22 protein-coding genes and 2 tRNA genes are annotated in these 25,847 nt (G+C 71.9%); 11 read left to right on the top strand and 13 right to left on the bottom strand.

The annotated features are described in order from the left end of the window. Positions 1-3 precede the first annotated feature (3 nt). Together HF995_RS04800 and HF995_RS04795 are read left to right on the top strand one after the other, a co-directional pair. Positions 4-92: transfer RNA gene (locus tag HF995_RS04800), tRNA-Ser, on the top strand. Positions 93-245: 153 nt separating this feature from the next. Then, positions 246-318, top strand: a tRNA-Arg gene (locus HF995_RS04795). 108 nt (positions 319-426) lie between these two features. Here HF995_RS04795 and HF995_RS04790 read toward each other — a convergent pair. Next, entirely contained in the window at positions 427-1,578 is a 1,152-nt protein-coding gene (locus HF995_RS04790; RefSeq protein ID WP_168446616.1) for a hypothetical protein, read from the bottom strand. A gap of 197 nt (positions 1,579-1,775) precedes the next feature. Here HF995_RS04790 and HF995_RS04785 point away from each other — a divergent pair, with 197 nt between their 5' ends. The 5 genes from HF995_RS04785 (at position 1,776) to HF995_RS04765 (ending at position 5,363) form a co-directional block, all read left to right on the top strand. Beyond that, positions 1,776-2,303, top strand: coding sequence for a copper resistance CopC family protein (locus HF995_RS04785; protein ID WP_168446615.1), 528 nt, complete (start codon positions 1,776-1,778; stop codon positions 2,301-2,303). A 37-nt stretch (positions 2,304-2,340) separates the two neighbouring features. Further along, positions 2,341-2,883, top strand: coding sequence for a copper chaperone PCu(A)C (locus HF995_RS04780; protein ID WP_168446614.1), 543 nt, complete (start codon positions 2,341-2,343; stop codon positions 2,881-2,883). Next, positions 2,883-4,127 carry a Dyp-type peroxidase gene (locus tag HF995_RS04775; protein ID WP_168446613.1) on the top strand — a complete coding sequence of 415 codons (1,245 nt, stop codon included), beginning with the start codon at positions 2,883-2,885 and terminating at the stop codon, positions 4,125-4,127. Before HF995_RS04780 ends, HF995_RS04775 begins: the two co-directional genes overlap by 1 nt. 76 nt (positions 4,128-4,203) lie before the next feature. Next, on the top strand, positions 4,204-5,004 hold the full coding sequence (locus HF995_RS04770) for an isocitrate lyase/PEP mutase family protein (protein ID WP_168446612.1): 801 nt from the start codon (positions 4,204-4,206) through the stop codon (positions 5,002-5,004). An 8-nt stretch (positions 5,005-5,012) separates the two neighbouring features. Beyond that, complete coding sequence (locus HF995_RS04765; RefSeq protein WP_350308731.1) at positions 5,013-5,363, top strand: TraR/DksA family transcriptional regulator; 351 nt, start codon at positions 5,013-5,015, stop codon at positions 5,361-5,363. A gap of 26 nt (positions 5,364-5,389) precedes the next feature. Here the strand turns inward: HF995_RS04765 and HF995_RS04760 are convergent, their stop codons facing one another. After that, the gene (locus HF995_RS04760) at positions 5,390-5,959 is read right to left on the bottom strand and encodes a GNAT family N-acetyltransferase (protein WP_168446611.1); all 570 of its coding nucleotides are present in this window, start codon (positions 5,957-5,959) and stop codon (positions 5,390-5,392) included. 139 nt (positions 5,960-6,098) lie between these two features. Between HF995_RS04760 and HF995_RS04755 the strand changes: the two genes are divergently transcribed. Next, a complete protein-coding gene (locus HF995_RS04755) occupies positions 6,099-7,052 on the top strand; it encodes a hypothetical protein (RefSeq protein ID WP_168446610.1) in 954 nt (317 codons plus the stop codon). 15 nt (positions 7,053-7,067) lie between these two features. On the opposite strand, the gene HF995_RS04750 is transcribed toward HF995_RS04755, so the two are convergent. From HF995_RS04750 to HF995_RS04720, 7 genes are all read right to left on the bottom strand, one after another. Further along, entirely contained in the window at positions 7,068-7,535 is a 468-nt protein-coding gene (locus tag HF995_RS04750) for a hypothetical protein (protein ID WP_168446609.1), read from the bottom strand. A 37-nt stretch (positions 7,536-7,572) separates the two neighbouring features. Beyond that, positions 7,573-9,117, bottom strand: coding sequence for a SulP family inorganic anion transporter (locus HF995_RS04745; protein ID WP_434060835.1), 1,545 nt, complete (start codon positions 9,115-9,117; stop codon positions 7,573-7,575). Between the two features lie 136 nt (positions 9,118-9,253). After that, entirely contained in the window at positions 9,254-9,841 is a 588-nt protein-coding gene (locus tag HF995_RS04740) for a DUF2231 domain-containing protein (protein WP_168446608.1), read from the bottom strand. 89 nt (positions 9,842-9,930) lie between these two features. Further along, a complete protein-coding gene (locus HF995_RS04735; protein ID WP_210727071.1) occupies positions 9,931-11,415 on the bottom strand; it encodes an NAD-dependent epimerase/dehydratase family protein in 1,485 nt (494 codons plus the stop codon). Then, positions 11,412-12,632, bottom strand: coding sequence for a zinc-dependent alcohol dehydrogenase (locus HF995_RS04730; protein WP_168446607.1), 1,221 nt, complete (start codon positions 12,630-12,632; stop codon positions 11,412-11,414). Before HF995_RS04730 ends, HF995_RS04735 begins: the two co-directional genes overlap by 4 nt. Positions 12,633-12,707: 75 nt before the next feature. Beyond that, positions 12,708-12,935 (bottom strand): CDGSH iron-sulfur domain-containing protein, encoded by a 228-nt coding sequence (locus HF995_RS04725; protein ID WP_168446606.1) that lies wholly within the window; start codon positions 12,933-12,935, stop codon positions 12,708-12,710. Then, complete coding sequence (locus HF995_RS04720) at positions 12,932-13,993, bottom strand: iron-containing redox enzyme family protein (RefSeq protein ID WP_168446605.1); 1,062 nt, start codon at positions 13,991-13,993, stop codon at positions 12,932-12,934. Before HF995_RS04720 ends, HF995_RS04725 begins: the two co-directional genes overlap by 4 nt. A gap of 229 nt (positions 13,994-14,222) precedes the next feature. Here HF995_RS04720 and HF995_RS04715 point away from each other — a divergent pair, with 229 nt between their 5' ends. After that, the gene (locus HF995_RS04715) at positions 14,223-14,708 is read left to right on the top strand and encodes a DUF6328 family protein (protein WP_168446604.1); all 486 of its coding nucleotides are present in this window, start codon (positions 14,223-14,225) and stop codon (positions 14,706-14,708) included. Between the two features lie 28 nt (positions 14,709-14,736). On the opposite strand, the gene HF995_RS04710 is transcribed toward HF995_RS04715, so the two are convergent. The 4 genes from HF995_RS04710 to HF995_RS04695 form a co-directional block, all read right to left on the bottom strand. Then, a complete protein-coding gene (locus tag HF995_RS04710) occupies positions 14,737-16,497 on the bottom strand; it encodes a glycoside hydrolase family 35 protein (protein WP_168446603.1) in 1,761 nt (586 codons plus the stop codon). An 84-nt stretch (positions 16,498-16,581) separates the two neighbouring features. Beyond that, positions 16,582-17,916, bottom strand: coding sequence for an ABC transporter substrate-binding protein (locus HF995_RS04705; RefSeq protein ID WP_168446602.1), 1,335 nt, complete (start codon positions 17,914-17,916; stop codon positions 16,582-16,584). A gap of 82 nt (positions 17,917-17,998) precedes the next feature. Beyond that, the gene (locus HF995_RS04700) at positions 17,999-18,889 is read right to left on the bottom strand and encodes a carbohydrate ABC transporter permease (protein ID WP_168446601.1); all 891 of its coding nucleotides are present in this window, start codon (positions 18,887-18,889) and stop codon (positions 17,999-18,001) included. 3 nt (positions 18,890-18,892) lie between these two features. Further along, on the bottom strand, positions 18,893-19,816 hold the full coding sequence (locus HF995_RS04695) for a carbohydrate ABC transporter permease (protein WP_350308730.1): 924 nt from the start codon (positions 19,814-19,816) through the stop codon (positions 18,893-18,895). Positions 19,817-19,978: 162 nt separating this feature from the next. Here HF995_RS04695 and HF995_RS04690 point away from each other — a divergent pair, with 162 nt between their 5' ends. Further along, on the top strand, positions 19,979-21,022 hold the full coding sequence (locus tag HF995_RS04690; RefSeq protein ID WP_168446600.1) for a LacI family DNA-binding transcriptional regulator: 1,044 nt from the start codon (positions 19,979-19,981) through the stop codon (positions 21,020-21,022). A 187-nt stretch (positions 21,023-21,209) separates the two neighbouring features. After that, positions 21,210-25,844, top strand: coding sequence for an Ig-like domain repeat protein (locus HF995_RS04685; RefSeq protein ID WP_168446599.1), 4,635 nt, complete (start codon positions 21,210-21,212; stop codon positions 25,842-25,844). Positions 25,845-25,847 lie beyond the last annotated feature (3 nt).

Here is a 25,847-nt window from a genome sequence, read left to right as displayed (position 1 = left end):
CCTGGAGACGTCGCATAGTCAGGTCTAGTGCGCCACCCTGCTAAGGTGGTAACGGGGCAACCCGTTCGAGGGTTCAAATCCCTCCGTCTCCGCTTCCGAAGGGCCCCGGTCAGCAGACCGGGGCCCTTCGACATACCCGGCTCCGCTCGGAGTGCGAGGGCTGTGATCGAGCCCATGCCCCTGCCGATTTCGCATCCAGCCCCTGGGGCGGGTATGCTCTTCGAGGTCGCCCAAGCGGTGATCATGCGCCCGTAGCTCAACGGATAGAGCATCTGACTACGGATCAGAAGGTTGGGGGTTCGAATCCCTCCGGGCGCACTCGTTTGAGACAGCGATGCAGACCCCCGCGGCCACCGGCCGGCGGGGGTCTTTGCATTCCGCGAGGTTGCCGGAACACTCCTTGACCTCGCGACGCCCGACGGGACGTCACTCGGGGAGCGTGGTGCCGTCCCCTGCGAAGCGGAAGGGCGTGCTTCCGTAGTCGTCACCGATGTTGAAGCTGATGACCGGGGGGCCGACGCTCTCGCCGAAGGTGGGGCTGTCGATGTCGCCGTCGGTGGAGCGCCTCACAGAAGCGCTGGCGTCCCCGACAGGGCGTCCTACCGAGGCGGCGCTCTCCTCCATCAGTGGCCATATGCGGTCGAGGGAGATGTCGGACCAGGACATCTGCTCGCCGGCGACCCGCGGCTGGGACGCCGCAGGGCCGTCGTGGCTGACACGCCCACCTCGGTACGTCCAGCGGTCCGTCCGGACGTCACCAGGGGTGAGCGGGGCGTCGACGATGACGAACCTGGCCGTGACGACGACATCGACGAGTCGGTCGTGGCCGATCTCCTCCTGGAGGGCCTCCGTGGCATCGGCGAGCAGCGCGGGCTGACGCAGGTCAGGGCGCAGGTGGCCGTCCTGGATCGCCCCGATGGTCTGTTCGACTGCCGCCCGGTACGGGGCGAGGACCGCGGCCGCCGCGACGAGCGCTACGAGTGCGTAGAGCGCGAAGCGGAGAGGCCGGCCGCGGGACACGCTCAACAGGGGTCCCTTGCGCTGCCCGTCGACGATGCGGGTATGGGGCTGGATCGGCACGAGCGGCACCGACGCCCGTTCGGGGACGATCAGCCCGGCACGCTCAGCGGGAGACAGCTCACCATCGACGAAGGCGATCTCCGGGCCTCCGTCGAGGAGGATCACGACCTCGACCTCGGTCCCCGGCTGGAACCGCGAGAGCTCGGTCAGGGTGACGATGGTCCGGATCGTCGTCGCGTACGCCGGGCCGGCGAGGGGACGGACGGTGACGTCGATGTCGCACAGCGGCTGGTCGTTGATCTGCGTGCCCGTCTGGCGCAGGGCGTCGATCCGCGCCACACCCAGGCGTCGAGCATCACGTGCGTGCTGGATCGCCTCGGACGAGGCAGCAACCGATCCGCGCATCGACGAGGCGACGCCCGTGAGGACGACGCCGAGGATGGCGACCGTCAGGGAGATCCCGATGACCAGCCCGCCGTCGCCCGGCGGGCCGACGAGCGCGATGATCGCGCCTCCGAGCAGGGAACCGAGGGCAGCGGAGGTGATCAGGCGCAGCACCCGACGATGCTATTCGAGGCGGTCGCACGAGTCGCGCCGAGTGCCGTACGTCATAGCGCCGGGCTGACCTGGGTCGATAGCGTGGCAGGCATGTCTGGGCTGTGTGACGGCGAATGATGCTGTCCCCGAGGCGCGTCGTCCGCCGTGCCCTGGCTGCACTCCTTCTCGCTGCCGTCGCGTGTGTCCTCCCTGCGGGTGTGGCCGCGGCGCACGACCAGCTGATCGACAGCGCCCCAGCCTCCGGTGAGCGGCTCGACGCCGCGCCCACCGAGGTGCGGCTCACGTTCTCGGGCGACCTGATGGAGCTCGGCTCGACCGTGGTCGTCGCCGACGCCGCAGGCCAGGACTGGGCCGGGAGCACGCCGGTCCTCGACGGGTCAGCGCTGACGGTGCCGCTCGCCCCGAACCTGCCGGACGGTGCCTACACCGTGCGCTGGCGCGTGGTGTCCGCCGACGGGCACCCCATCTCCGGGTCGGTGCCGTTCCAGGTCGGGGACGTTCCGTCGCCGGACGCGACGGTGCCGCCCGACGCCGCGGCCTCGCCCGACGACGTCGCCTCGCCCCGTGCGGACGCCACGGACAGCGAGAGCCCTCGCACCGAGAACGCGACCTCCACGGGGCCGCTGCGCACCGTCTTGGTCGCCGTCGGCGGTGCCGCGCTCGCCACGACGGTCTACGCCGTCGTGCTCGCGACGCGCCGTCGGGCGCGCGACCGACAGCCATGAGACTCCGCCCCGACCCACTGATGAGAAACGAGCCCTGATGTCCGTCCGACGTGCCCTCTCCTCTGCTGCTGCCCTGGCGCTGCTGCTCGCGCTGTCCGCGTGCGACGCGGGCGACCCGAGCCCTGCTGCGTCGTCGACCGGGACGCCGATGCCGTCCGTCGTCGGCGCGGTGGTCCTCGAGGACGGGTGGGTCAAGGCGGCCGAGTCGGGCATGTCGGCGGCGTTCGGCGAGATCGTGAACTCCACAGGGGCAGACGTGACGGTCGTGTCCGTGAGCACGCCTGCCTCGAAGTCGACCGAGCTCCACGAGACGGTCCAGGACGACGCCGGGCAGATGGTCATGCGCGAGAAGGAAGGCGGGTTCACGGTCGCGGCCGGAGAGACCCTGAGCCTCGCGCCGGGCGGCAACCACCTCATGCTCATGGGCCTCGTCGGGCCGCTGGAGGCTGGCGACGAGGTCGATCTCACGCTCACGCTCGCGGACGGCACCTCCGTCGACGCGACAGTCCCGGTCAAGGACTACTCGGGTGCCAACGAGACCTACGAGGACGGCGAGGACATGGAGATGGGCGGCCACTGATGGCCCGTGGCCGTGAGCGTGAGGCCGGCCGCGGCGGGCTGAGCCGCCGCCAGGTCCTGCTCGGCGGAGCCGTCGCCGGTGCGGGAGCGGTCGCCGCCGTCGGGGCGGATGCGCTGACCCGACGTGCGACGACGTCGGCCCCCGCTGCGTTGCCGGCCGAGCCGCGCGAGGTGCTGCACGGCGGCGACACGGTCCCGTTCTACGGGGAGCACCAGGCCGGGATCGCGACGACGCCGCCGCAGTCCTGCGCGACGCTCGTCGCCCTCGACCTGCGCCCGGAGACCGACCGCGACGCCCTGCGCCGCATGATGCGGCTGCTGACCGACGACGCTGCTCGCCTCACCCACGGGACGCCGGCGCTCGCTGACTCCGAGCCCGAGCTGGCCGTGGTGCCCGCCCGCCTCACGGTGACGTTCGGGTTCGGCCCTGAGCTCGTGCGTCGGGCAGGGGGCGACGCGCCCGCGTGGCTGCGACCGCTCCCCGCGTTCGGCATCGACCGGCTCGACGACGCGTGGAGCGGCGGCGACATCTTCGTCCAGGTCGCGGCGGACGACCAGCTGACCGTCGCGCACGCCGTCCGCATGCTGCTCAAGGACACCCGCCGGTTCGCGACCGTCCGGTGGACGCAGTACGGCTTCCGGCGCGCTCGCGGCTCCGAGGCGTCCACGACGACCATGCGGAACCTCTTCGGGCAGGTCGACGGCACGGTCAACCCGGAGCCGGGCACCACCGACTTCGACGGGGTGGTCTGGGCGCGCGACGGCTGGCTCGCCGGCGGCACGAGCATGGTCGTGCGGCGCATCGCGATGAACCTCGACACGTGGGACCGGCTCGACCGGGACGGGCGCGAGCAGTCCGTCGGTCGGCGCCTCTCGGACGGCGCGCCGCTGACCGGAACGCGCGAGCACGACGAGCCCGACTTCGACGCGACCACGCCGCTCGGGTTTCCCGTCATCCCCGAGTTCTCCCACATGCGCCGGGCTCGCTCCGACGACCCGCGCGAGCGGATCTTCCGCCGCGGCTACAACTACGACGACGAGGCTCGCGGTGAGCAGATCTCCAGCTCCGGGCTCGTGTTCATCGCCTTCCAGGCCGACGTCGACGCGCAGTACGTGCCGCTGCAACAGCGCCTCGACGAGCTCGACCTGCTGAACGAGTGGACGACGCCGATCGGCTCCGCGGTCTTCGCCGTCCCGCCGGGCTGCGCCGAGGGCGGGTTCATCGGCGAGACGCTGCTCGCGTAGCCGAGCCCCTGCCGGCGCGGTGAGACAGTCCGGGGCCGGACGGGCCGGTGTCTGCGGGCCGGGCTAGCCTGGCCGCATGACCGCGAACACGAGCCCCGCGTCCCTGTCCGTCGCTGACCGCGCTCGTCGCCTGCGCGAGCTGCACGCCGCCCCGGAGATCCTGCGCGTCGTCAACGTGTGGGACGTGATCTCCGCGAAGGCCGTGCTCGGGCTCCCGGAGACGAAGGCGCTCGCGACCGCCGGCCACTCGATCGCTGCGACGTTCGGGTACCCCGACGGCGAGATCCCCTTCGAGATCACGCTCGACATGGTCGGCCGCATCGTCGCGGCTGCCGGTGACGTGCCCGTGAGCGCCGACCTCGACAATGGCTACGACAACCCCGGGGAGACTGCCCGCCGGGCGATCGGTGTCGGCATCGTCGGGGCGAACGTCGAGGACCGCCTCGTCCCCGTCAGCGAGGCTGCCGATCGCGTCGCCGCGATCGTCGCCGCAGGCGAGGCCGAGGGTGTGCCGTTCGCGCTCAACGCCCGCACCGACGCGTTCGTGCGCGGCGGCGACAAGCCCGTCGCCGACAAGGTCGCCGACGCGATCGAGCGGGGCCGCGCCTACCTCGACGCCGGCGCCGACATCATCTTCGTCCCCGGCGTGCTCGACGCCGACGTCACCCGCCAGCTCGTCGAGGGCATCGGCGAACGCAAGGTCTCCGTCATCGGCCTACCCGGCGCCCTCACGGCCGCCGAGTACGAGGCCCTCGGCGTCGGCCGCATCTCCTACGGACCCACGACGCAGCGCGTCGCGCTCACCGCCCTGCAGGACGTCGCCGCGAGCCTCTACGCCGACGGCGCCATCCCGCCGAGCACGCGAGCGCTCAACTGAGGCCGCCCGTGCTCCCGGCCGATGCCGTCGCCGAGCTGCGCGCCGCGCTGCTCGCCCGCCGCGCCGAGGCCGAGGAGCGCCTCGGCGCACACGCCCGCACCTTCCAGGACATCGTCGACGCCGCCGCGAACGCGAACGTCGACGACGAGCACGACCCCGAAGGAACCACCATCGCCTTCGAGCGCTCCCAGGTCGACGCGCTCGCCCAGAGCGCCCACGACACCCTCGACGAGATCAGCGCCGCCCTCGCCCGGCTCGACGACGGCACCTACGGCGTCTGCGAGACCTGCGGGCAGCCCATCCCGCTCGACCGTCTCCGCGCCCGGCCGACCGCCCGGCGCTGCGTCGCCTGCGCCTGAGACATCAGTGTCGAGCGGCACCGGGCTCAGCGAGCGGGTGTGCGCACCATCGAGAACACGTCCGGGCCGTCCGGCACGTCCGTGTGCGCCGTCACCGCGAAACCGTGCCGCTCGTACAAGCGGACGTTGCGCACGTCCGACGTCTCCAGCGCGACCGGTGCGTCGGGCGCACGCTCAGCCACGAGCGCGAGCACCTCGGTGAGCACTGCGGACCCCAGCCCGACGCCCCGACGGTCCGGGCGCACGCCGAGCGTCGCGAAGTCCCACGCCCCCTCCGGGCGCTCCGGCGTCGGGACGCTGATCAGCCGCTCGAGCCGGTCCCCGTGCAGCTCCGCGACCCGCGCCTGCACCTCGTCCGGCGGGTCCGGTGCGTCGGGAGGCAGGACCGCCGCGACCCCTGTCACGTCGTCGTCGACCAGCACGAGGCCACAGCTCACCGCGTGCGCGAGGTACAAGGCCTGCAGATCCTCGACCCGAGCCTCGTGGTCCTCCTCGGGGACGGTCCAGCGCGTCCACGGATAGTCCGCGAAAGCGAGAGCGAGCGTGCGTGCAGCGGCAGGGACGTCGGCGAGCGTGGCCAGTCGCGTCGAGGTCATCGGACCTGCCTACCAAGTTCGTGACCGGCGGCGCCACTCGGACACACGACACAGGGCTAGGCTCGGACGCACACCGGCGAGAGCGACGAGCTCATGCGCCGGCCGTCATCACCGCTGATGACCAGCCCGAGGGAGAGCCATGACGGCCACGCAGGCAAGCACGAGCGAGTTCGACCTGTTCGGACCGTGGATTGACGTCGTCGAGACTCCTGACCAGGTGCCCCCGCTCTACCGTGACCACCCGCTCGACCTCGACGCGAGCGAGCTCGTGCTCAAGTTCCCGCGCAACATCGCACGACGCGACGCCCACCCCGACATGGACCTCTACGATCACCTCGTGGTCGTCGACGCCGCGACCCTCACCATGCTGTCCCGCCGCACCGGCGCGCGGAGCGACCGCGGGTACGACACGGTCCGCGTGCGGCACGACGAGATCGTCGCGGTCCGCGACGCCGTCAGCATCCTCGACGGCACCATCACCGTGACCACCCGCTCCGGGGGCGTCGTGACCGTCCCCTACAACGGCTCCTCACGTGACAACGTCCGTCGCCTCGTCGAGCTGCTCCGAACCCACGTCACGACCGGCGCCCCGACGCAGCGCGGCGCCGCCGTGCTGCGCGCGGGTCGCGCGACCGCCGACCCCGTCGCTGCGCTCGACCTCGGCCGCGACGACCAGTCGCTCGCCAGCCACGTCCGTGAGATCCGACGCGCCCACCCCGACCTCGCGCCGTGGACGGGGCACGTCCGCCGCGACGTCCGCCGCCGCGCGACCGTGATCACCGCGCCCTTCCACGCGATCGTCCGGGCGTTCTCGCCCGCGACCCTGCACGCCGCCATCCTCTCCGCCGACGACCGCACGCTCGAGGTCTACGGCCGCCACGCGTGGGTCATCCGCGGACGCGCCCCCGTCATGTCGACGTCACGCCTGATCGTCCCGCTCAGCATGCTCGATAGGGTCGAGATCGCCCCCGACCCGAGGTACCGCGAGACGATCCGCGCGAAGCTCTGCATGGGCGCCGCGCACGTCGACGTCCTGCTACCCGAGGGATCGGACGCGCACCTGCTCCTCGAGCGGGCTTCCCACGGCGCCTGACACGCTCGGGAGGCGTCAGCGCGGCTGGCGTCCCCCGTGCTCTCGCAGCTCGCGCAACGGCGCGACGCACCACGGCGTGAGGAAGAACGACGCCCCACCAGTGATCGTGGCGACCGTCAGCACGGCGAGGGGGCCCCGTCCCGCAGCGCTGTCCTGCGCGAGGAACCAGACTGCGACGAGCGCGACCCAGACAGGCACCATCGTGAGCCACATTCGCGCTCGCGCGGTCAGGGGCGCAGGCAGCCGCAGCGCGACGCCTGCGAGGATCCCACCCACGGCGAGACCGACGACACCGGCGACGACCGCGTAGATCGTCATGAGCACGCCGAACCACTCGGAGTCGATCTGGTCGAGCAGCGCACCAGCGACGCCCCCGGCCCCCATGCCCGTGCACAACCCGAGAAAGAGGTAGCGGCCGACCACGGCCAGCCGCAGGTTGGCGGCCTGCCCGCGGCGGTACGCGGCGACATCGGAGCTGTCCATGCGCCGAGGCTAGCGCCCGCCATGAGCGGTGAACAGGTCAGGAACCGAGCGTCCCTGACAGCCGCCCGTGCCGTGCCGCGCTGTCGGGATTCATGCCGACGATCTCGACGGTCGCGCCCTTCGCCGCGTAGCGCGTCGTGATCGCGTCGAGCGTCGCGACGGTCGACGCGTCCCACACGTGCGCGCCCGACATGTCGATGACGACGTGCCGCGGACCGTTCGCGTAGTCGAACTGGTAGACGAGGTCGTTCGACGACGCGAAGAACAGCTCCCCGCGAACCGTGTACACGCGTGTCTCGCCGTCGGCGGCGTCGACGTGCGTCACCGACGTCAAGTGCGAGACGCGGTTCGCGAACAGCACGGCTGCCACGAGCACCCCGCTGACGACGCCGTACGCAAGGTTGTGCGACCACACCGTCACCACGACGGTCGTGAGCATGACCGTCGTCTCGCTGCGCGGCATGCGTCGCAGCGTGCTCGGACGGACCGAGTGCCAGTCGATCGTCGCGACGCACACCATGATCATCACCGCGACGAGCGCAGCCATCGGGATGGCCGCGACCACGTCGCCCAGCCCGACGACGAGCGCGAGCAGGAACACGCCCGCGAGGAACGTCGAGATGCGGGTCCGCGCTCCGGACACCTTCACGTTGATCATCGTCTGGCCGATCATCGCGCAACCGCCCATGCCGCCGAACAGGCCCGTGATGATGTTCGCAGCGCCCTGCCCCCACGCCTCGCGCGTCTTGTTCGAGTGGGTGTCCGTGACGTCGTCGACCAGCTTGGCGGTCAGCAGCGACTCGAGGAGGCCGACGAGCGCGACGCCGAGCGCGAACGGGGCGATGATCTCGAACGTCTCGAGCGTGAGCGGCACGTGCGGCAGCCCGAACGTCGGCAGGGACTCGGGGAGGGCGCCCTCGTCGCCGACGTCCGGCACGTCGATGCCCGCGACCACGACCGCCGTCGTCAGCACGACGATCGCGACGAGCGGCGCCGGGACGATCGTCGTCCAGCGGGGGATGAGCACCATCATGACGATGCCCGCCGCAGTGAGCGCGTAGACGGCCCACGGGACGTCGACGAGGTGCGGGAGCTGCGCGAGCAGGACGAGGATCGACAGCGCGTTGACGAATCCGACCATGACCGAGCGCGGCACGAACCGCATGAGGCGCGCGACGCCCAGCAGGCCGAACGCCACCTGGATGGCACCCGCGAGGATGATCGTCGCGACGAGGTAGTCGAGACCGTGCTCGCGCGCGACCGGCGCGACGACGAGCGCGACAGCCCCGGTCGCCGCGGAGATCATCGCGGGGCGGCCGCCGAGGAACGCGATCGCGACCGCCATCGTGAACGACGCGAACAGCCCGACCCGCGGGTCGACGCCGGCGATGATCGAGAAGGCGATCGCTTCCGGGATGAGGGCGAGACCGACGACGAGACCGGCGAAGACCTCCGTGCGCAGCCGTCGCGGCGACCGGAGCGCGGCGGCGACGGAGTGGACGGCGTCCGCCTCGGGTGCGCCGGTCGAGGCCTGCTCGGCAGGAGCTGCGTCGCGTGGCTCGGACAACGGGGAAGCGGGCAAGGAGGTCTCCGTCCAAGGGGTGGGCGGCGCGAGAGCCCTCGCTCGATCGTGCCGCCCGACGATACCTCAGCAGCGTCGACCGGCGCCTCGTCCGGGGGCCGGTCGAGACCGGCCTCACATCACTGGTGCTGGGCAGTCAGTCGGGGATCTCGTCGGTCGTCGTGAGGTGGCCCAGCGGACGGCCCGACGTCGCGCGCTCCGGACTCTCCTCCGGCGGGCCGAGGCGGGACGCGAGGTGCCCGCCAAGGAAGCCCCCGGCTCCGAGCAGTGCCGCACCCGCGAGCGACAGCAGCCTGCCCTTGGTCGGGTCGGACCGGCGCGCCCACAGCGACGCGACGCCGAGCGCGAGCGCCCCGCTGTTCGCCGCCACGTGCACGGTCGCGACCCGCTTCTGGGACCGGTCGAGCCGCAGGTAGTCGGCGAGACCGAGATAGGCGGTCGGGAGGCTCGAGACGACGGCGACGCCCAGCAGCGTGCGCGCCGCGTGACCGTCGCGCGGGTGCAGGACGTCGAGCAGCACGCTCGAGACCCACGCGCCCACCGGGACGTCCGAGAGCGCGGCGTGGACAGGGTGGCCTACGGGCGCGCCTTGCGCGACGTCACGCTCCGTCGCCGACGGGTGCGCCGCGAGGGCGACCCCCTCGACGACCGAGGCCGCGCTGTCGAGGGCGTGCGCGCCCTCCAGCTCCGAGACGAGCTCTGCCGGGGTCGGCATGAGAGCCATGCGTCCTCCTTGAAGGGTGGTGGTCTTCGCCTCTCCCAGCGTGCGCCGGGACACGTGCGGGCGCACGCCGGGCGGTCGCGGCCGTGCCGTCAGCCGTCCGACGCCGTCGCGACCGCGCGCGCCGCCAGGTCCGACAGACGTGAGACCCGCTCCGCAGAGAGCGCAGCCTGCCGCGCCACGACCTCATGGTCGAGCCCGAGATCCGTCGCCCGCTCGACGAGCACCGCCCAGACGCCCGCGGTGCTCGCGACCGCCCCCGCGGCTGCGGCCAACCTGCTCGCGGGGGCTGCGCGCAGGCGCGGGCTGCGTACCGACTCCCGCCGGCGGACCACCGGCAGCCCGGCCAGGTCCGCGAGGGTGACGAGCTGCTCGCGCTCCTCCTCGAGACCCTGCGCCAGGTCCATGACGGTCTCCATGCAGGCGTCCTCGCCGACCGGCGTACCCAGGCACGCGGTGCCCGCGAAGGCGAGCGCGCTCGCGTGCGCCCGCACGAGAGCCGTGACCTCTGTGGCGGTCGCCTGCCAGGCCTGCCCCGGCGTCGCGTCGATGCGATGCATCGGCCCGCGCGTCACGAGGCCGTCCCCGGCGCGGATGCCCTCGACGATCTCCTCGATCGCCTCCTGCGCAGTGTGGTGCGGCTCCCAGCCGAGCACCTCACGCGCCCGTCGCGTCGACATGAGCGGCGCCGACGCACCCATGTCGAGCCACCCCGGGTCTGCGGCGAGCACGCAGCTGCGCCACGCGGCGTCCATCGCGATCCGCACCGGCCGGTGCGGCACCTCGACAGTGGCGCGGGCGCCCAAGATCTGCGCGACGTCGTCCGCCTGCACGACGTCCGGTGCAGCGATGTTGAACGGGCCCCGCGCGCCCTGGACGGCAGCGCGCACGTACGCGTCCGCGACGTCGTCCGAGTGCACCGCCTGCAGCCGCATGCCGCGCGGCCACGGCAGGACCGGGAGCGCGCCGTGCGCGAGAGCCGCGCGCGGCACGCGCGGCCCCAGGAAGTAGCGGTACACCTCCGCGCCGGCCGAGCGCTGGAAGATCAGTGCCGGCCGCAGCCACGACACGGCCGTCTCGGGGTGGGCCGCCGCGAACTCCTGGATGACGCGCTCCTGCGCGGACTTGTCGACGCTGTAGTGCGACGTCGGCACGCCAGCCGTCGGGTGGTCCTCGGAGCGCAGCTCGTCGTCGTCGACCGGCGAGTACGCGCCGACCGACGACGCGAGGACGACCGTCGGCACGCGCGCCTCCGCGACGGCCGCGAGCACGCGGGCCGTCCCGGCCACGTTCGCTCGCCGCAGCGCGTCACGCTCACGGTTCGGCTGGATCTGCCACGCGAGGTGCACGACGGCGTCCGCACCCGCCATCGCGGCCGCGAGCGTCCGCACGAGCCCGTCCTCGTCTCCCGGCTCGCCGACGTCCGCGAGGTGCCACTCGACGCCCGCGAACGGCTCCGCCGTGCCCGGGTGCCGGCGCGACACCCCGACCACCTCGGTCACGCGCGGCTCCGCCGCGAGCGCCCGCAGGACGGCCGACCCGACGTTGCCGCTCGCGCCGACGACGACGACCCTCATCGCGTGCCGTCCGCAGCAGGCAGGCGCGGGTCGAGGACGACCTTGATGCAGCCGTCCTCCTTCTTCTGGAACATCGCGTACGCCTCGGGCGCGCTCTCGAGCGGGAGCCGGTGCGTGCGCAGGTCGAGGACACCGAGAGGGTCAGCGGGGTCGGTGACGAGCGGCATCAGGTCGTCGACCCAGCGGCGCACGTTGCACTGGCCGGTGCGGATCGTGAGCTGCTTGTCGAAGATCTCCATGAGCGGCATCGGGTCGACCGCGCCGCCGTACACGCCCGACACGGACACCGTGCCGCCGCGGCGGGCCGAGCTGATCGCGGCGTGCAGGGCGGCGAGCCGGTCGAAGCCGGCCTTCTCGATCATCGGCGCCGCGACGGCGTCGGGCAGGTGCATCATCGCGCGGTGCGCGCCGTGGCTCACCGGCGAGCCGTGCGCCTCCATGCCGACCGCGTCCACGACGCCGTCCGCGCCCCGGCCACCCGTGAGCCCGCGGATCGCCTCGGCGACCTGGCCAGAGCCAGAGAGCTCGCGCAGGTCGAGCGTCTCCACGCCGTGCCGCGCGGCCATCTCGAGCCGCTCAGGCACGAGGTCGACGCCGATGACGCGCGCGCCCCGGTGCCGGGCGATGCGGGCGCTCATCTGGCCGATCGGGCCCAGACCGAGCACCGCGACGGTGTCCCCGGGCGCCATGCCGGTGTACTCGACGGCCTGCCAGGCCGTCGGCAGGACGTCGGAGAGGAACAGGTACTTCTCGTCGGGCGCGCCGTCGTCCGGGACGACGATCGGGCCATAGTCCGCGTGCGGCACGCGCAGCTTGCCGGCCTGCCCGCCGGGCACCTGACCGTAGAGCTTCGTGTACCCGAACAGCGCTGCGCCCTTGCCTTGCTCGCGCACCTGCGTGGTCTCGCACTGCGACTGCAGGCCGGCCGTGCACATCCAGCAGTGCCCGCACGAGATGTTGAACGGCACGACGACTCGGTCGCCAGGCTTGAGGTTCGTCACCCCGGCGCCGACCTCCTCGACGATCCCCATCGCCTCGTGGCCGAGGATGTCGCCCGAGTCGATGAACGCTCCGAGCAGGGAGTACAGGTGCAGGTCGGAGCCGCAGATAGCCGTCGACGTGACCGAGATGATCGCGTCGGTGGGCTCCTCGATCCGCGGGTCGTCGACGGTCTCGACGGAGACCTTCTCGGTCCCTTGCCAGGTCAGTGCGCGCATCGTTCCTCCATCGGTTGGGCCCGCCAGCACGGGGTGTGCGCCGTGCGGGCACGGATCTTCGGGACTTCTCGCAGGTCAGGCGCTCTCGGTGGGGCAGTCGGCTGTGGTGAAGCCGTTGACCTTGTGCGTGCCGTCGCAGAACGGCTTGATCGCGGAGCCGCCGCAGCGGCACAGCGCGACCGCGGAGCGCGTGCGACCGACCTCACGGTCATCGCCGGTCAGCAGGCGGACGGGGCCACGGACGAGCAGGGGACCGTCCGGGCACAGGGTGATCTCGACGTCGTCCCGGGTCCGGCCGGTCACGGCGTGACCTCGCGCAGCGCGGAGCGGCCGGACTTCCACGCGTCGAGGTGGTCCACGGCAGCCAGACCGTCGATGAACAGGCACGCGGCTGCCCCGAAGACGATGTCGCCGAGCAGCTCGGGCTCGGTCTCCGCGAGCCCGCCCGCAAGGTCGCGCCCGGCGATCTGCTCGTGCACCGCGTCGGCAGCGACGTGCTCGTCGAAGTAGTGGGTGGCCTCCTCGCCGTAGCCGTGGCGGCGCAGACCGTCACCGTAGAGCCGGTTGGGGATCGACGACGTCATCTCGAACGCCGCGAGGTGGCCCGTGATCGCGCCGCGCAGGCTGCGGTTCAGGCCGCACATCGACATGAACGTCGACGCGCACAGCGTGATCCCGGGCGCGTGGTCGACGTACGCGCCGTACGAGTCGTCGAGGCCGATCGCGCGCATCGATGTGCGGAAGAGCTCGGAGTGCATCGACCCGAGGTGGCCGCCGCCGTACTCGTCCGCCTGGATCTCGACCGCCGCAGCCTTCGCGCGACCGGTGAGGCGCGGGATGGACCACGTGTGCGGGTCCGCCTCCTTGAGCTGGTAGACGGACTTGAGCATGAGCATCTCGCGCAGCTGCTCGAGCGTCGCGTGCCGCGCGGCGTACCGGGAGAGGCTGGGCCCCTGGTCGGCGGCCGTGAGGGCGAAGAGCGCGGCGGCCACGTCTGGTGCGGCGGGCGCGGGGAGCGCGGGGAGCGGGACGCGCTCGCGGAGCTCCTGCTCGAGCGCCCGCTCGAGCAGGCGGCGCAGAGCGACGACGCCGGGCTGCCACTCGCGGTCGTCGTCCACGCCCTCGATGCCGCGGTAGTGCAGCTCCTGGAGGACGAACAGCGCGAGCTGCAGGTCGTCGTCGCGCAGCAGGTCGCCGCTCGTCACGGCCTCGGCGATCGCGCGGGTCGTGAGGTCGTGCACCGGGCTCCCCGCCGCGTCGGCGGCACCCGTGCGCAGCGCGTCGAGGACGGCTGCGCTCACAGGGCCGCGAGGCTGCGGCGAGGGCAGCCGCAGGGTCGCGGCGATGGTGGTCTGGCTCATGGAAGGCTCCGGTCGGGTCGTGGGGTGGACGACGGTGAGCCGGCGGCACGGCGTCGTCCAGGTCCTGTTCCCAGCCTGCGCCAGGCAGGGCGCTCCCGCCCGCTGGGAGAAGAACCCTCACGTCGTGGAGGTGCGCGACGGATCATCGCGACCGGATGTCGCGCTCGGCGCGCCGAGATTCCCTGTCGGTGCCAAGGTTGTCGTCGCAGGGGAGGAGCGGGAGGGACCGATGAGTGTGGAACGTGCGCCGGACGACGCGACCGACGGGCGCGACGAGACGGCAGCCGAGCGCGCCGACCGGAACTGGGGCGAGCTCCTGCAGGAGCTGCGCATCCTGCAGACCGGCGTGCAGATCCTCACCGGCTTCCTGCTGGTGCTCCCCTTCCAGGGGCGGTTCGGAGACCTCGACGCCTATCAGCGCGGTCTCTACCTGGTCCTCGTCATGCTCGGGATCGCCGCGATGGGCTTGCTGATGACGCCCGTGAGCGTGCACCGGGCAGTGTTCCAGCGTCGCGTCAAGCCGTCGCTCGTCGCCATGGGGGACCGGCTCGCCCGCGTGAGCCTCGCCGCCGTCGCGCTCCTCATGGGTGGTGCGACCTCGCTGGCGTTCGACGTCGTGCTCGGCAGGTTGGCTGGCGCGGTCGTCGGGGTCGTGGTCGTCGTCGCGCTCGCGCTCTCCTGGCGCGTGGTGACGCGCCGCGTCGAGCGCGGGTGACCCACGCGCCCGACGCGGCGACGAACGCTCAGCGCTCGGTGTGACCGAGGTCTGGCTCAGCGACGAAGCGGGCGGTGCCGCGCTCCGCCCCCTGCAGCTCGAGGACGACGAGGTGGTTGTCCGTGTCGCGCACGAGCGGTCCCGGCACGTACATCGTGCGGGTCGGGCCCTGTGCCGAGAACCGTCCGAGCAGCGCCCCGTTGAGCCACACGAGGCCCCGCGTCCAGCCGTCGAGGCGGAGGAAGTGGTCGCGGCCAGCGACCGAGTCGAAACGTCCGGCCGCGAACGTCGAGCCGGCGACGGGGCCGACGCCGACGCTGCCGCCGTCGAGCGCCGTCGCGAGAGCCGGGCTCACCTGGTCGAGGTCGAGCCCGCGCGTCCGCCACGCGTCGATCGTGCGGCGCGCGGTGCGCGCCGGCCCGAGCAGGCCCTTCGCCTCGCCGAGCCGGCGGCCGTAGTTGACGCGGCCCTGGTCCTCGACGAGGAGGCGCAGCCGGCCGGCACGGGTGGGCAGCGTGAGGGAGCGCGAGCCCTCGGAGCGGGACAGCACGCCGAGCGGCTGCCCGTCGAGGTGCGCGACGGCACGGTCCCGGACCTCCGCGAAGCTCACGACGGCGTCGTTCGCGGCGACGTCCGTCTCGTAGACGACGAAGCCGTTCCAGCGACCGAGCTCGTCGTGCGTCGGGAGGTGGTCGTGCGTCTGCTCCTCGCCGAGCAGGTCGAGGACGTCGGCGAGCGGGACGGTCCGGTCGAGGTCGACCGTGAGCTCAGGACCCGGCAGGGGGGGCGCGGGGAGCTCGTCGGGGACCGGCACGTAGCGCGCGATGACCTCGCGGAACGCGAGGTACTTGGGCGTCACGGCGCCATGCTCGCTGAGCGGCGCGTCGTAGTCGTACGACGTCGTGATCGGCCAGTACGTGCCCTTGTCGTTCGCGCCGTTCGTGAGGCCGAAGTTCGTGCCGCCGTGGAACATGTAGAGGTTGACGGAGCCGCCTGCGGCGAGGAGCGCGTCGAGGTCGTGCGCGTTCTGCTCGGCGGTGGCCGTGTGGTGGTGCTCTCCCCACGAGTCGAACCAGCCGTTCCAGAACTCCATGCACATGAGCGGGCCGGTCGGCTGGTGGCGGCGCAGCGTCTCGAGCCGCTCGGTCGTCCGCGAGCCGAACGTCGCGGTGCGGTGCACGTGCGGGAGCCCGCCGCGCGTGAGCATCTCGTCGTCAGCCTGGTCGCACGTGATGAGCGGGACGTCGATGCCGTTCGCCCGGATCAGGCCCTCGAGCCTGGTGAGGTAGTCGGTCGAGTCGCCGTACGCGCCGTACTCGTTCTCGAGCTGGACGAGCAGGACGGGCCCGCCGCGGGTGACCTGACGCTGCGCGACGACGGGCAGGAGCTGCGCGTAGTAGTCGGCGACGGCCGCGAGGAACCGGGGCTCGGCCGTCCGCACGCCGACGCTCCCGTCAGCGAACAGCCAGGCCGGGAGCCCGCCGTTGTCCCACTCGGCGCAGATGTAGGGGCCGGGCCGGACGATCGCGTGCATGCCCTCCGCGGCGACGAGGTCGAGGAACCGGCCCAGGTCGCGGGCGCCGTCGGTGCGGAACTCGCCCGGACGGCTCGAGTGGAAGTTCCACGCGACGTACGTCTCGATCGTGTTGAGACCCATGAGCCGCGCCTTGTGGATGCGGTCCGCCCACAGGTCCGGGTGGACGCGGAAGTAGTGCAACGCTCCCGAGACGACCTGGTGGGGCCGGCCGTCGAGGAGGAATGCCTCCGCGCCGATCTCGAACGTGGGCATGGCGATGTGCTCCTTGCTGAGGGTGGGGTGTGCGTGGGCGCGCCGGCCGGGGCCTCGGGGGTAGCCCCGACCGGCGCTGGATCGTCACTTGGAGACGGTGAAGCCCTGCTGCTCGCCGTAGTCGAGCGAGGCGGTCTGCCACGCCTTGAGGCCGTCGACGAGCGTCGACTTGCCGACGTACGCCTGGCCGACCGAGTCGTTGAAGATCGAGTTCGCGTAGACCTGGAACGGCAGGTACTGCCATCCGGCGACGACGTCCTTCGCGGACTGCGCGAGCACCTCGTTGACCTTCTGCCCGCCGAAGTACTCGAACTCCTTGGAGATGAACGCGTCCGAGGAGAGCTCGGCGGTGGTGGCGGGGAACGCGCCGCCGTCGATACGGATCTGGACGCCGTCGCCAGCGTTGGCGAACTCGACGAACGCGTACGCGAGCTCAGCGGACTTCGTCGCCGACGGGACGGCGAGCGAGGAGCCGCCGTTCTCCGCGGTCGCCGCCGCACCGGCGGACCACTGCGGCATCTGCGCGACGCGCCACTTGCCCGCGCCGCCCGGGACGCCGGACTCGAGGTTGGCGGGCATCCACGCGCCGATGGTCAGCGTCGCGATGCTCCCGTTGTCGAGGCCCTGGTACCACTCGTCGCTCCACGAGCTGATCGGGGCGACGAGCTCCTCGTCGATCATGGTCTGCCACAGGTCCGCGAACTTGGCCGAGCCCTCGTCGGCGAGGTTGATGCCGACCGTCGTGCCGTCGACGGTGAACGGCTTGCCGCCGGCCTGCCAGATCATCGACGTCGTGAAGCCTGCGTCGCCCGTGTCGTTGGCGATGTAGACGCCCGCCTTCTTCAGGGTGCGCGCGGCCTCGAGGTACTCGTCCCAGGTGGTCGGGATCTCGACCTTGTTCTCCTTGAAGACCTCCTCGTTGTAGAAGAGGGCCATGGGGCCGGAGTCCATGGGCATGCCGAAGATCTGCTCGCCGACGGTCACCGCGCCCTCAGGGCCAGGGGTGAACACGCCGTCGAGCTCGCCCGCGCCGAGCGGGGCGAGGTCGGTCAGCGCGCCGGAGATCGCGAACTGGGGAAGGGCGTAGTACTCGACCTGCGCGACGTCGGGAACGCCCGAGCCTGCTGCGATCGCGTTCTGCAGAGCGGTGTACTGGTCGTTGCCGGTGCCGGCGTTGACGAGCTCGACCTCGGTGCCGGGGTGCTTCTTCTCGAACGCGTCGACGACGGCCTCGAGCGTGGGCTCCCACGCCCAGACGGTGATCTTGCCGGACAGCTCGCCTGCGCTGGAGGCCGGGGCGCTGCCTGCGGGCGTGGTCGGGGAGTCCTTCGCGCCCGAGGAGCAGGCCGTGAGCGCGAGGGCGAGGACGCCCGCGGCTGCGAGGGCCGCCGTCGTGCGGCGGGGTGAACGTGGTGCCATGGTGATCGCTCTCTTCTTCGTGAGTGATTGTGGTGACGTCAACATCGGGTGTGTGACGGCCGGGCGCACGGTCGCAGGACCGTTACTCCTTGACCGACCCCGTGGCCAGACCCGACTGCCAGTACCGCTGCAGCAGGAGGAAGACCACGATGAGAGGAAGGATGGTGAGCACCGATCCGGTGATCACCAGGTTGAAGACGGCCTCGCCTCCCGCGGTGGCCGCCTGGGCGTTCCACGCGTTGAGCCCGAGGGTCAGCGGGTACCACGTGGGGTCCTTGAGCATGATCAGCGGCAGGAAGTAGTTGTTCCACGTCGCGACCATGGTGAACAGCAGCACCGTGACGATGCCGGGGGCGAGGAGAGGCAGGCAGATCTGCCCGAACGTGCGCGCCTCGCTCGCGCCGTCGACCCGAGCCGCCTCGAGGAGCTCGCCCGGGATGGCCTCCTGGGCGAACGTCCACATGAGGTACAGGCCGAACGGCGAGATGAGCGACGGGATGATGACCGCCCAGGGCGTGTTCGTGAGCCCCATCCGCGAGAACATCAGGAACGTCGGGACGGCCAGCGCGGTGCCGGGGACCGCGACCGCACCGATGACGACCGCGAACACCCAGCGCTTGCCGGGAAAGTTGAACTTCGCGAGGCCGTAGCCGCCGAGGATCGCGAGGGCGGTCGCGCCACCAGCGCCGAGGGCCACGTAGAAGACCGTGTTGCCGAGCCAGCGCATGAAGATGCCGTCGTCGTACGTGACGGTCGTGACGATGTTGTCCCACAGCGCGAAGTCGCCGCCGAACCACAGGCCGAACGTGCTGAGCAGGTCGCCCTGCGTCTTGGTCGCGTTGATGACGAGCCACACGAGCGGCACGAGGCTGTAGAGCAGGACGATGCTCGTCACGAGCGTGAGCATCACCGAGCGGCGAGGACGCTCGACGGTGTACGAGCGGCGCCGGCGGGGGGCGAGTGTCGAGGTCATCGGTCAGGCCTCCTTGCGCATGCCGCGCAGCTGCACGACGTAGGCGATGACCATCGTGAGCAGGCCCATGATGATCGCGACGGTCGCGGAGTAGTTGTACTGCTGGCCCGAGAAGGACAGCGAGTAGGCGTAGAGGTTCGGCGTGAAGAACGTCGTGATCGCGTTCGGCGCCATCGCCTGCAGGATGCTCGGTTCGTTGAACAGCTGGAAGCTGCCGATGATCGAGAAGATGAGCGCGACGACCAGCGAGCCCCGGATCGCGGGGATCTTGATCGCGCTGATGACGCGCCACTGACCGGCGCCGTCGATCTCGGCGGCCTCGTAGAGCGAGGTCGGGACGGTGCGCAGCGCCGAGAAGAAGATCAGCATGTTGTAGCCGACGAACTCCCAGGTCACGATGTTGCCGATCGCGAGGAGGATCCACTCGGGTGCGAGCGGGTTGGGGATCGACGTGCCGAGGAGCTCGTTGAGGTTGCCGATCAGGCCGAAGCGCGTGCCGTACATGAAGCCCCACATGAGTGCGGCGACGACGGCGGGGACGGCGTACGGCATGAAGATCGCGATGCGGAAGAAGTTGCGACCGTGCAGGCGCCCGGAGTCGATCGCGAGGGCGACGAGCAGGGCGATGCCGAGCATGATCGGCACCTGGACGACGAGGAAGAGCGAGACCCGGCTGAGCGCCGACCAGAACTTGTCGTCGCGCAAGGCGGCCGAGTAGTTGTCGAGGCCGACGAAGGCGTTGCCGCCCACGAGCTGCTTGCGGAAGAGGCTCAGGTAGATCGAGTAGGCGATCGGGGCGAGGAACGTCAGGGTGAAGACGCCCATGAACGGCCCGATGAAACCCCAGCCGACCCATCGGCGGTCCAGACGCCGCGGGCGCCGGCGGCTGCCGGCTCGCGAAGTCGGGGTGGTGACGCTCTGTTGCACGTGCGGCACTCCTTCGTGTCCAGTGATGTTTACGTCAACATCACGGCGAGCGTGGCATGCTCATGCCGCGGGTGTCAACGGGATCGCACCCCGCGAGACTATTCTGTGACCCGACGATGGTTGCGTCACCATCGCTGCTCCACCCGACGGGAGAGGTGCCCGATGGACCGCCCCACCACGAGCCAGGCCCGCACCTCGCGGCGTCGCTCCGGCCCTTCGATCGGCGACGTCGCCGCGCTCGCGGGCGTGTCCGCCCAGACCGTCTCCCGCGTGTCCACGGGGGCCGACGTCGTGCGTCCCGAGACCCGCGAACGCGTCCTCGCCGCGATGGAAGAGCTCGGCTACTCGCCCAACAACGCGGCGCGGGCCCTGCGGATGGGCAGCTTCGGCGTCCTGGGTGTCGTCGCCCACCGGCTGTCCCGTGCGGGCGAGTCCCACACGATCGACGCGCTCGTCGAGGCCGCGCGACGCGAGCGCTTCACCGTCAACCTCGTCGACGTCGAGAACCCCGCGTCGACCGGGGTCGACGAGGCAGTCCGACGGCTCTCGCACCAGGCGATCGACGGACTCGTCATCATCCGCGCCGAGACGGTCACCCCCGAGACGCTCGCGCTGCCGCCGCACCTTCCCGTCGTCGTCTCGGACTCGCGCTTCGTCGGGCACCACCCCGCCGTCGGCGCGGACCAGGAAGGTGGAACGCGCGACGCGATCGCCCACCTCCTCGGGCTCGGGCACCGGACGGTGCACCATCTCGCGGGGCCCGCCGACAGCGGCCCTGCGAGCCAGCGCGTCAACGCCTGGCGAGCCTCGCTCGAGGCGCACGGCTGCGAGGTCCACGAGCCGCTGCGGGGCGACTGGACCGCGGCGTCGGGTTATGCGCTCGGCTCGCGGTTCGCCTCCGACCCGGCCGTGACGGCCGTCTTCTGCGCGAACGACGAGATGGCAGCGGGCCTCATGCTCGCGCTGCACGAGCTCGGTCGCCGGGTGCCTGAGGACGTGTCGGTCGTCGGCTTCGACGACATCCCGCTGTCGCGCTACCTGTGGCCGCCGCTGACGACCGTCAAGCAGGACTTCGCGCGGATCGGCGAAGAGCTCGTGCACCTGCTCGTCGAGCAGGTCCGCAACCGCACCGTCCTCGCCGACCGGCACATCCTCGTGCCGACGCGGCTCGTCGTCCGCCGCAGCACGGGCGCCCCGCGGCGCTGAGCCGGCGCGCCGAGCCCGGCCGCTCATGGTGACGTCACCAGCGGCCGGGGTCCGCCGAGGTCCTGCACCTCTTGACGACGTCTTCATCCCCTGACAGGCTGGCCCGCGGCGTCGATGTTGACGTAAACACTGCGCATCGCGACGCTGCCTCCCCCTCCTCGCTCAACGTTGAGAAGAGAGTCCCCTGATGACCAGCACACCGCACGCGCGTCGACGGCGCGCCCTCGCCAGCGCGCTCGCCGCGTCCCTCGCCGCAGGAGGCGTCGTCGCGGGCGCGACGAGCGCCTCCGCCGCACCGCTCCCCAGCGCGACGGCGACCGCCGCCGCCCGTCCCACGACCATCACCCCCAACCCCGCCTACGCGGGCGAGCCCTTCCAGGGCTGGGGCAACTCGCTCGTCTGGTTCGCGAACGCGACCGGCGACTACCCGGACGAGCTGCGCGAGCAGCTCTTCGACCTCGTGTTCGGCGCCGACGGCCTCAACATGAACGTCGCCCGGTACAACATCGGCGGCGGGCGCGCCTCCGACGTCGGCGACTACTTCCGGCAGGGCGCCGCAGTCGACGGATACTGGGCCGAAGACCTCAGCGACGACCCCGCGAGCCTCTACGGACCCGTCACCACGAGCTTCGCCGACCGCGCCGCGCTCGCCGCCGCGTGGGACCCCGACGACGAGGCGAGCTACGACTGGACCAAGGACGCCACCCAGCGGTGGTGGCTCGAGCGACTCGCGCAGGAGCGCGAGGACCTCGTCCTCGAGGGCTTCGCCAACTCCCCGCCCTTCTTCATGACGAACTCCGGCTACACCTCGGGCGGTGCGAGCTCCACGACGGAGCAGGTGCTGACGTCCGACGGCGTCCCCGCGAAGTTCGCCGGCTATCTCACCCGGGTCGTCGAGCACCTCGAGGACACGTACGACGTCGACTTCCAGACGGTCACGCCGTTCAACGAGCCGTGCACCGGCTACTGGTCCACGCCGTCCGGCCGCCTCGCCGACGGCATCACCCCGTTCACGAACGCGGTGAAGAAGCCCCAGGAGGGCGCGCAGATCTGCGCAGGCCCGGGCGCGGGTCAGCAGCAGGCGCTCGTCAAGCTCCTCGCTGACGAGCTCCAGGCGTCGACCTCGGACGCGGTGGTCTCCGCGAACGACGAGACCCACCCGCAGAACTTCAACAACGCGTGGAAGCAGTACGACGCTGCGACGCGCGCCGACGTCGGCCAGATCAACGTGCACACGTACTGGTCCGGCGGTCGCATGCAGGCGCGTGACAACGCGCTCGCCAGCGAGAAGCCGCTGTGGATGAGCGAGACCGGCGGTGACTTCGTGGGCGGCGGCTTCGACCCCGTCGCGATCAGCGGCGGCCTCGGCCTCGCCCAGAAGATCACCGAGGACCTCCGCGAGCTCCAGCCGAACGCCTACGTCCTGTGGCAGGAGGTCGAGGACTTCTACAACATGGAGAAGGGCGAGAACCTCAACTGGGGTTCCGTCTTCATCGACTTCGACTGCGAGTGGACCGGCACCGACGGCTCCGTCGTCGCCGAGGCCGACGCGATCGGCTTCAAGTCGCAGCGCCGCGTCGCCGACGCGATCGCCGCCGGCGGCACGGCCGCGGACGTGGCCGACTGCTCGATCGTCACCAACTCCAAGTTCGACACGATGCGCAACTTCATGCGCTTCATCACCCCCGGCGACCGCTTCGTCGCGGTCGACGACGCGACCTCGACCGCAGCGGTCGGTGCCGACGGCACGAGCCTGAGCGTCGTGCACACCAACGCCACCACCTCGGACCGCACGGTCGTCCTCGACCTGTCCCGCTTCGGCGGCGTCGCGCAGGGCGCGACCGTCACGCCCTACGTCACGACCCAGGCGGCCGACGTCGACGACACGTCGACCGCTCTCGTCGCCGGCACCCCGGTCACGGTCGACCGCGACGCGCGCACCGCGACGCTCACGGTCCCCGCGCGGTCCGTCACGACGTTCGAGGTGTCCGGCGTCTCCGGCGTCGCGCCCGCCGCCGAGCCGCTCCGCGACGGCGACACCGTCCAGGTCGTCGGCGTGCAGTCGGGCAAGGCCCTCACCCTCTCGACCGCGAGCACGACGACGATCACGTCGCCCGCGACGACGTCCGCCGCGCTCCCGCGTCAGCTCTGGGTCGCGCACGAGACGTCCGACGCCTCGGCCGTCGCAGGCCGCCGCACGTTCGCGCTCGAGTCCGTCCACGACGGCCGGTTCCTCGGCGCGACGAGCGCCGGTACCGACCTGCGCACCATGCCCCTCGACGAGGCGAGCACCACACCCGGAACGCGCTGGCACCTCACGACGCTCGACGGCGTCACCTGGTCCCTCGTCAACGCCGTGACGGCGTCCTCGCTCGAGGTGGGCGGCCAGTCGACGTCGGAGAACGCTCGCGTCGGCGTCTACGAGTCGAACGGTGGCGCGAACCAGCGCTGGACGGTCCGCTCCGTGAGCGAGGCGCCTGTCGTGGCCCCGCTCACCGCGCGCACCCAGGTCGGGGTGCCCGCCACCCTGCCGGCGACCGTCGTCCCGACCTACTCGTGGGGCTCCGGCGTCGCGACGCCGATCACGTGGAACGTCCCCGCCGACGCGTGGCAGACCGCCGGCACCGTGACGATCACCGGGACCGGCACCGACGTCTACGGCAACCCCGTGACCGACGCGCGCGTCGTCGTCGAGGTCGGCCAGGTCGCTGCCGCCGACCCGGTGTCCGTGACCGTCGTCGCCGGCTCGTCGCCCGCGCTCCTCGCAGCCTGGGCGCCGTCGACCGTCCCCACGCAGGTCGGTCTCGGCGACTCGCGCTTCGACCTGCCAGTCACGTGGGCGCTCGACGACGTCGACGCGGCTGCGCTCGCCGACCCCGGGCGGCTGACCGTCCGCGGCACGGTCTCGGCCTCCGCCACGGGCGCGGCCGACGTCCCCGCGACGCTCCACGTGATCGTGGTGCCCGCCGGTGGCGAGGAGAACGTCGCGCTCACGTCGACGCCGTCGGCCGCCGACTTCACCGAGTCCGGCTACCCGGTCTCGCGGACGATCAACGGCAACACGACCGACAAGGGCTGGTCCAACTGGAAGGACACCAAGGAGACGCGCGCGACCCTGACGTACGCGCTCGCGCGGCCCGAGGTCGTCGAGAGCGTGCGCGTCTACTTCTACAAGGACGGCTCGAGCTACACGTGGCCGACGACGATGCGCGTCCAGCACCGTGACCCCCGCACGGGGACGTGGGTCGACTCGGGCGACCTCGTCTCCCTGCCCGAGCAGGCGACCGCTCCGGTCGTCGACCTGCCGGTCGGCGCCGCGACGGACGCGGTCCGGGTCGTGCTCGACGCGCGCGCGGCGACGCACATCATCGTGTCCGAGGTCGAGGTGTACGCCCAGGTCGGTGCGGCATCGTCGGTCACGGACCTCGCACGCCTCACGGTGGGCGGCGTCGACGTCGACGGCCTCGACCCCGCGGTCCACGCGTACGAGGTGAAGGCGCGCGGGTCCCAGCCGGTCGTGCGGGCCATGCCCGTCGACAGTGCGGCGACGGTCGACGTCGCGCGTGCAGGCGACGTCGTCACGGTCACCGTGACGGCGCCGAGCGGTGCGACGTCGGTGACGACCGTGACGCTCGACAAGGAGGTCGGTCTGGACGCGGTGCGCATCGCGGGCAGCCCGGTCGCGGGCGGCACGCTCACGGCGCAGGCCACGGCCGACCCCGCTGACGCCCGGCTCTCGTACCGCTGGACCGTCGGCGGTGTGACCATCCCTGGCGCGACCGGCTCCACGTGGACGCCCGGTCTCACCCACGTCGGTGCTTCTGTGGCGGCTGAGATCACGGCCGTGGCCGACGGGTTCCGCACGTCGAGCGTCGTCACGGCTCCCGTCGTCGTCCTCGACGGGCGTGCGGCGAGCGCCGTGCGCCTCACGCCGTCGGCGACGTCGGTCGTCGAGGGCGCCTCGGTGACCCTGGCAGCGACGGTGACGTCGGCGCAGCAGTCCGCGGTCGCGGGCGGCACGGTGGCGTTCTACGACGGCTCGGCGCAGCTCGGGTCCGTCAAGGTCGGTGCCGACGGCCGGGCCGAGCTCGTCGTGAAGCGGCCTGCGGTCGGCACGAGGACGTACACGGCGACGTTCGCGCCGGCCGCGTCCGCGGAGACGGTCGTCGCACCGGCGACGTCGGGCGCTGCGGTCGTGACCGTCACGAAGGCTCCGGTCGAGCCTCCCGTCGTGTCCTCGCGCACGACCGTGTCGGTGAGCCCGACGTCGCTCACGACGCAGGTGAAGCCTGTCGTCACGGTCGGCGTCACCGCTGCGGGCAAGGCGGCGAGCGGCACGGTCACCGTCACGGTGCGACGTGGTGCGAAGGTCGTCGCGACCCGGACGGGGACGCTCTCGCGCGGTACCGCGAAGGTGACGTTCCCGCGCCTGACGACGCACGGCGCCTACCAGGTCACGGCGCGCTACGCGGGTGCGGCAGGCGTCGGGGCGTCGGAGGGCAAGGCGACCGTCACGGTCCTGCGCGCGACGACGACCAAGGCCTCGCTCGCGAAGAAGAAGGTCCGCGCCTCCGCGCGGGCCCAGGTCGCGGTCAAGGTCGGCGCGACCCCGCGCGCGACCGTGACGGGCAAGGTCAAGGTCGCGGTCTACCGCGGCTCGAAGGTCGTGTCGACGAAGACCGTCAGCCTGAAGAAGTCGGGCGCGACGGTGCGTCTCGACCGGCTCAAGCAGGGCAAGTACACGGTCCGGGTGACCTACCTGGGCTCGTCGTCGGCGTCATCGTCGAAGGCGAGGTCGCTGAAGCTCACCGTGACGCGCTGAGCG

Source organism: Sanguibacter hominis ATCC BAA-789 (assembly GCF_012396185.1).
GTDB classification, from domain to species: domain Bacteria; phylum Actinomycetota; class Actinomycetes; order Actinomycetales; family Cellulomonadaceae; genus Flavimobilis; species Flavimobilis hominis.
This window is presented reverse-complemented; position numbering and strand designations above follow the sequence as displayed.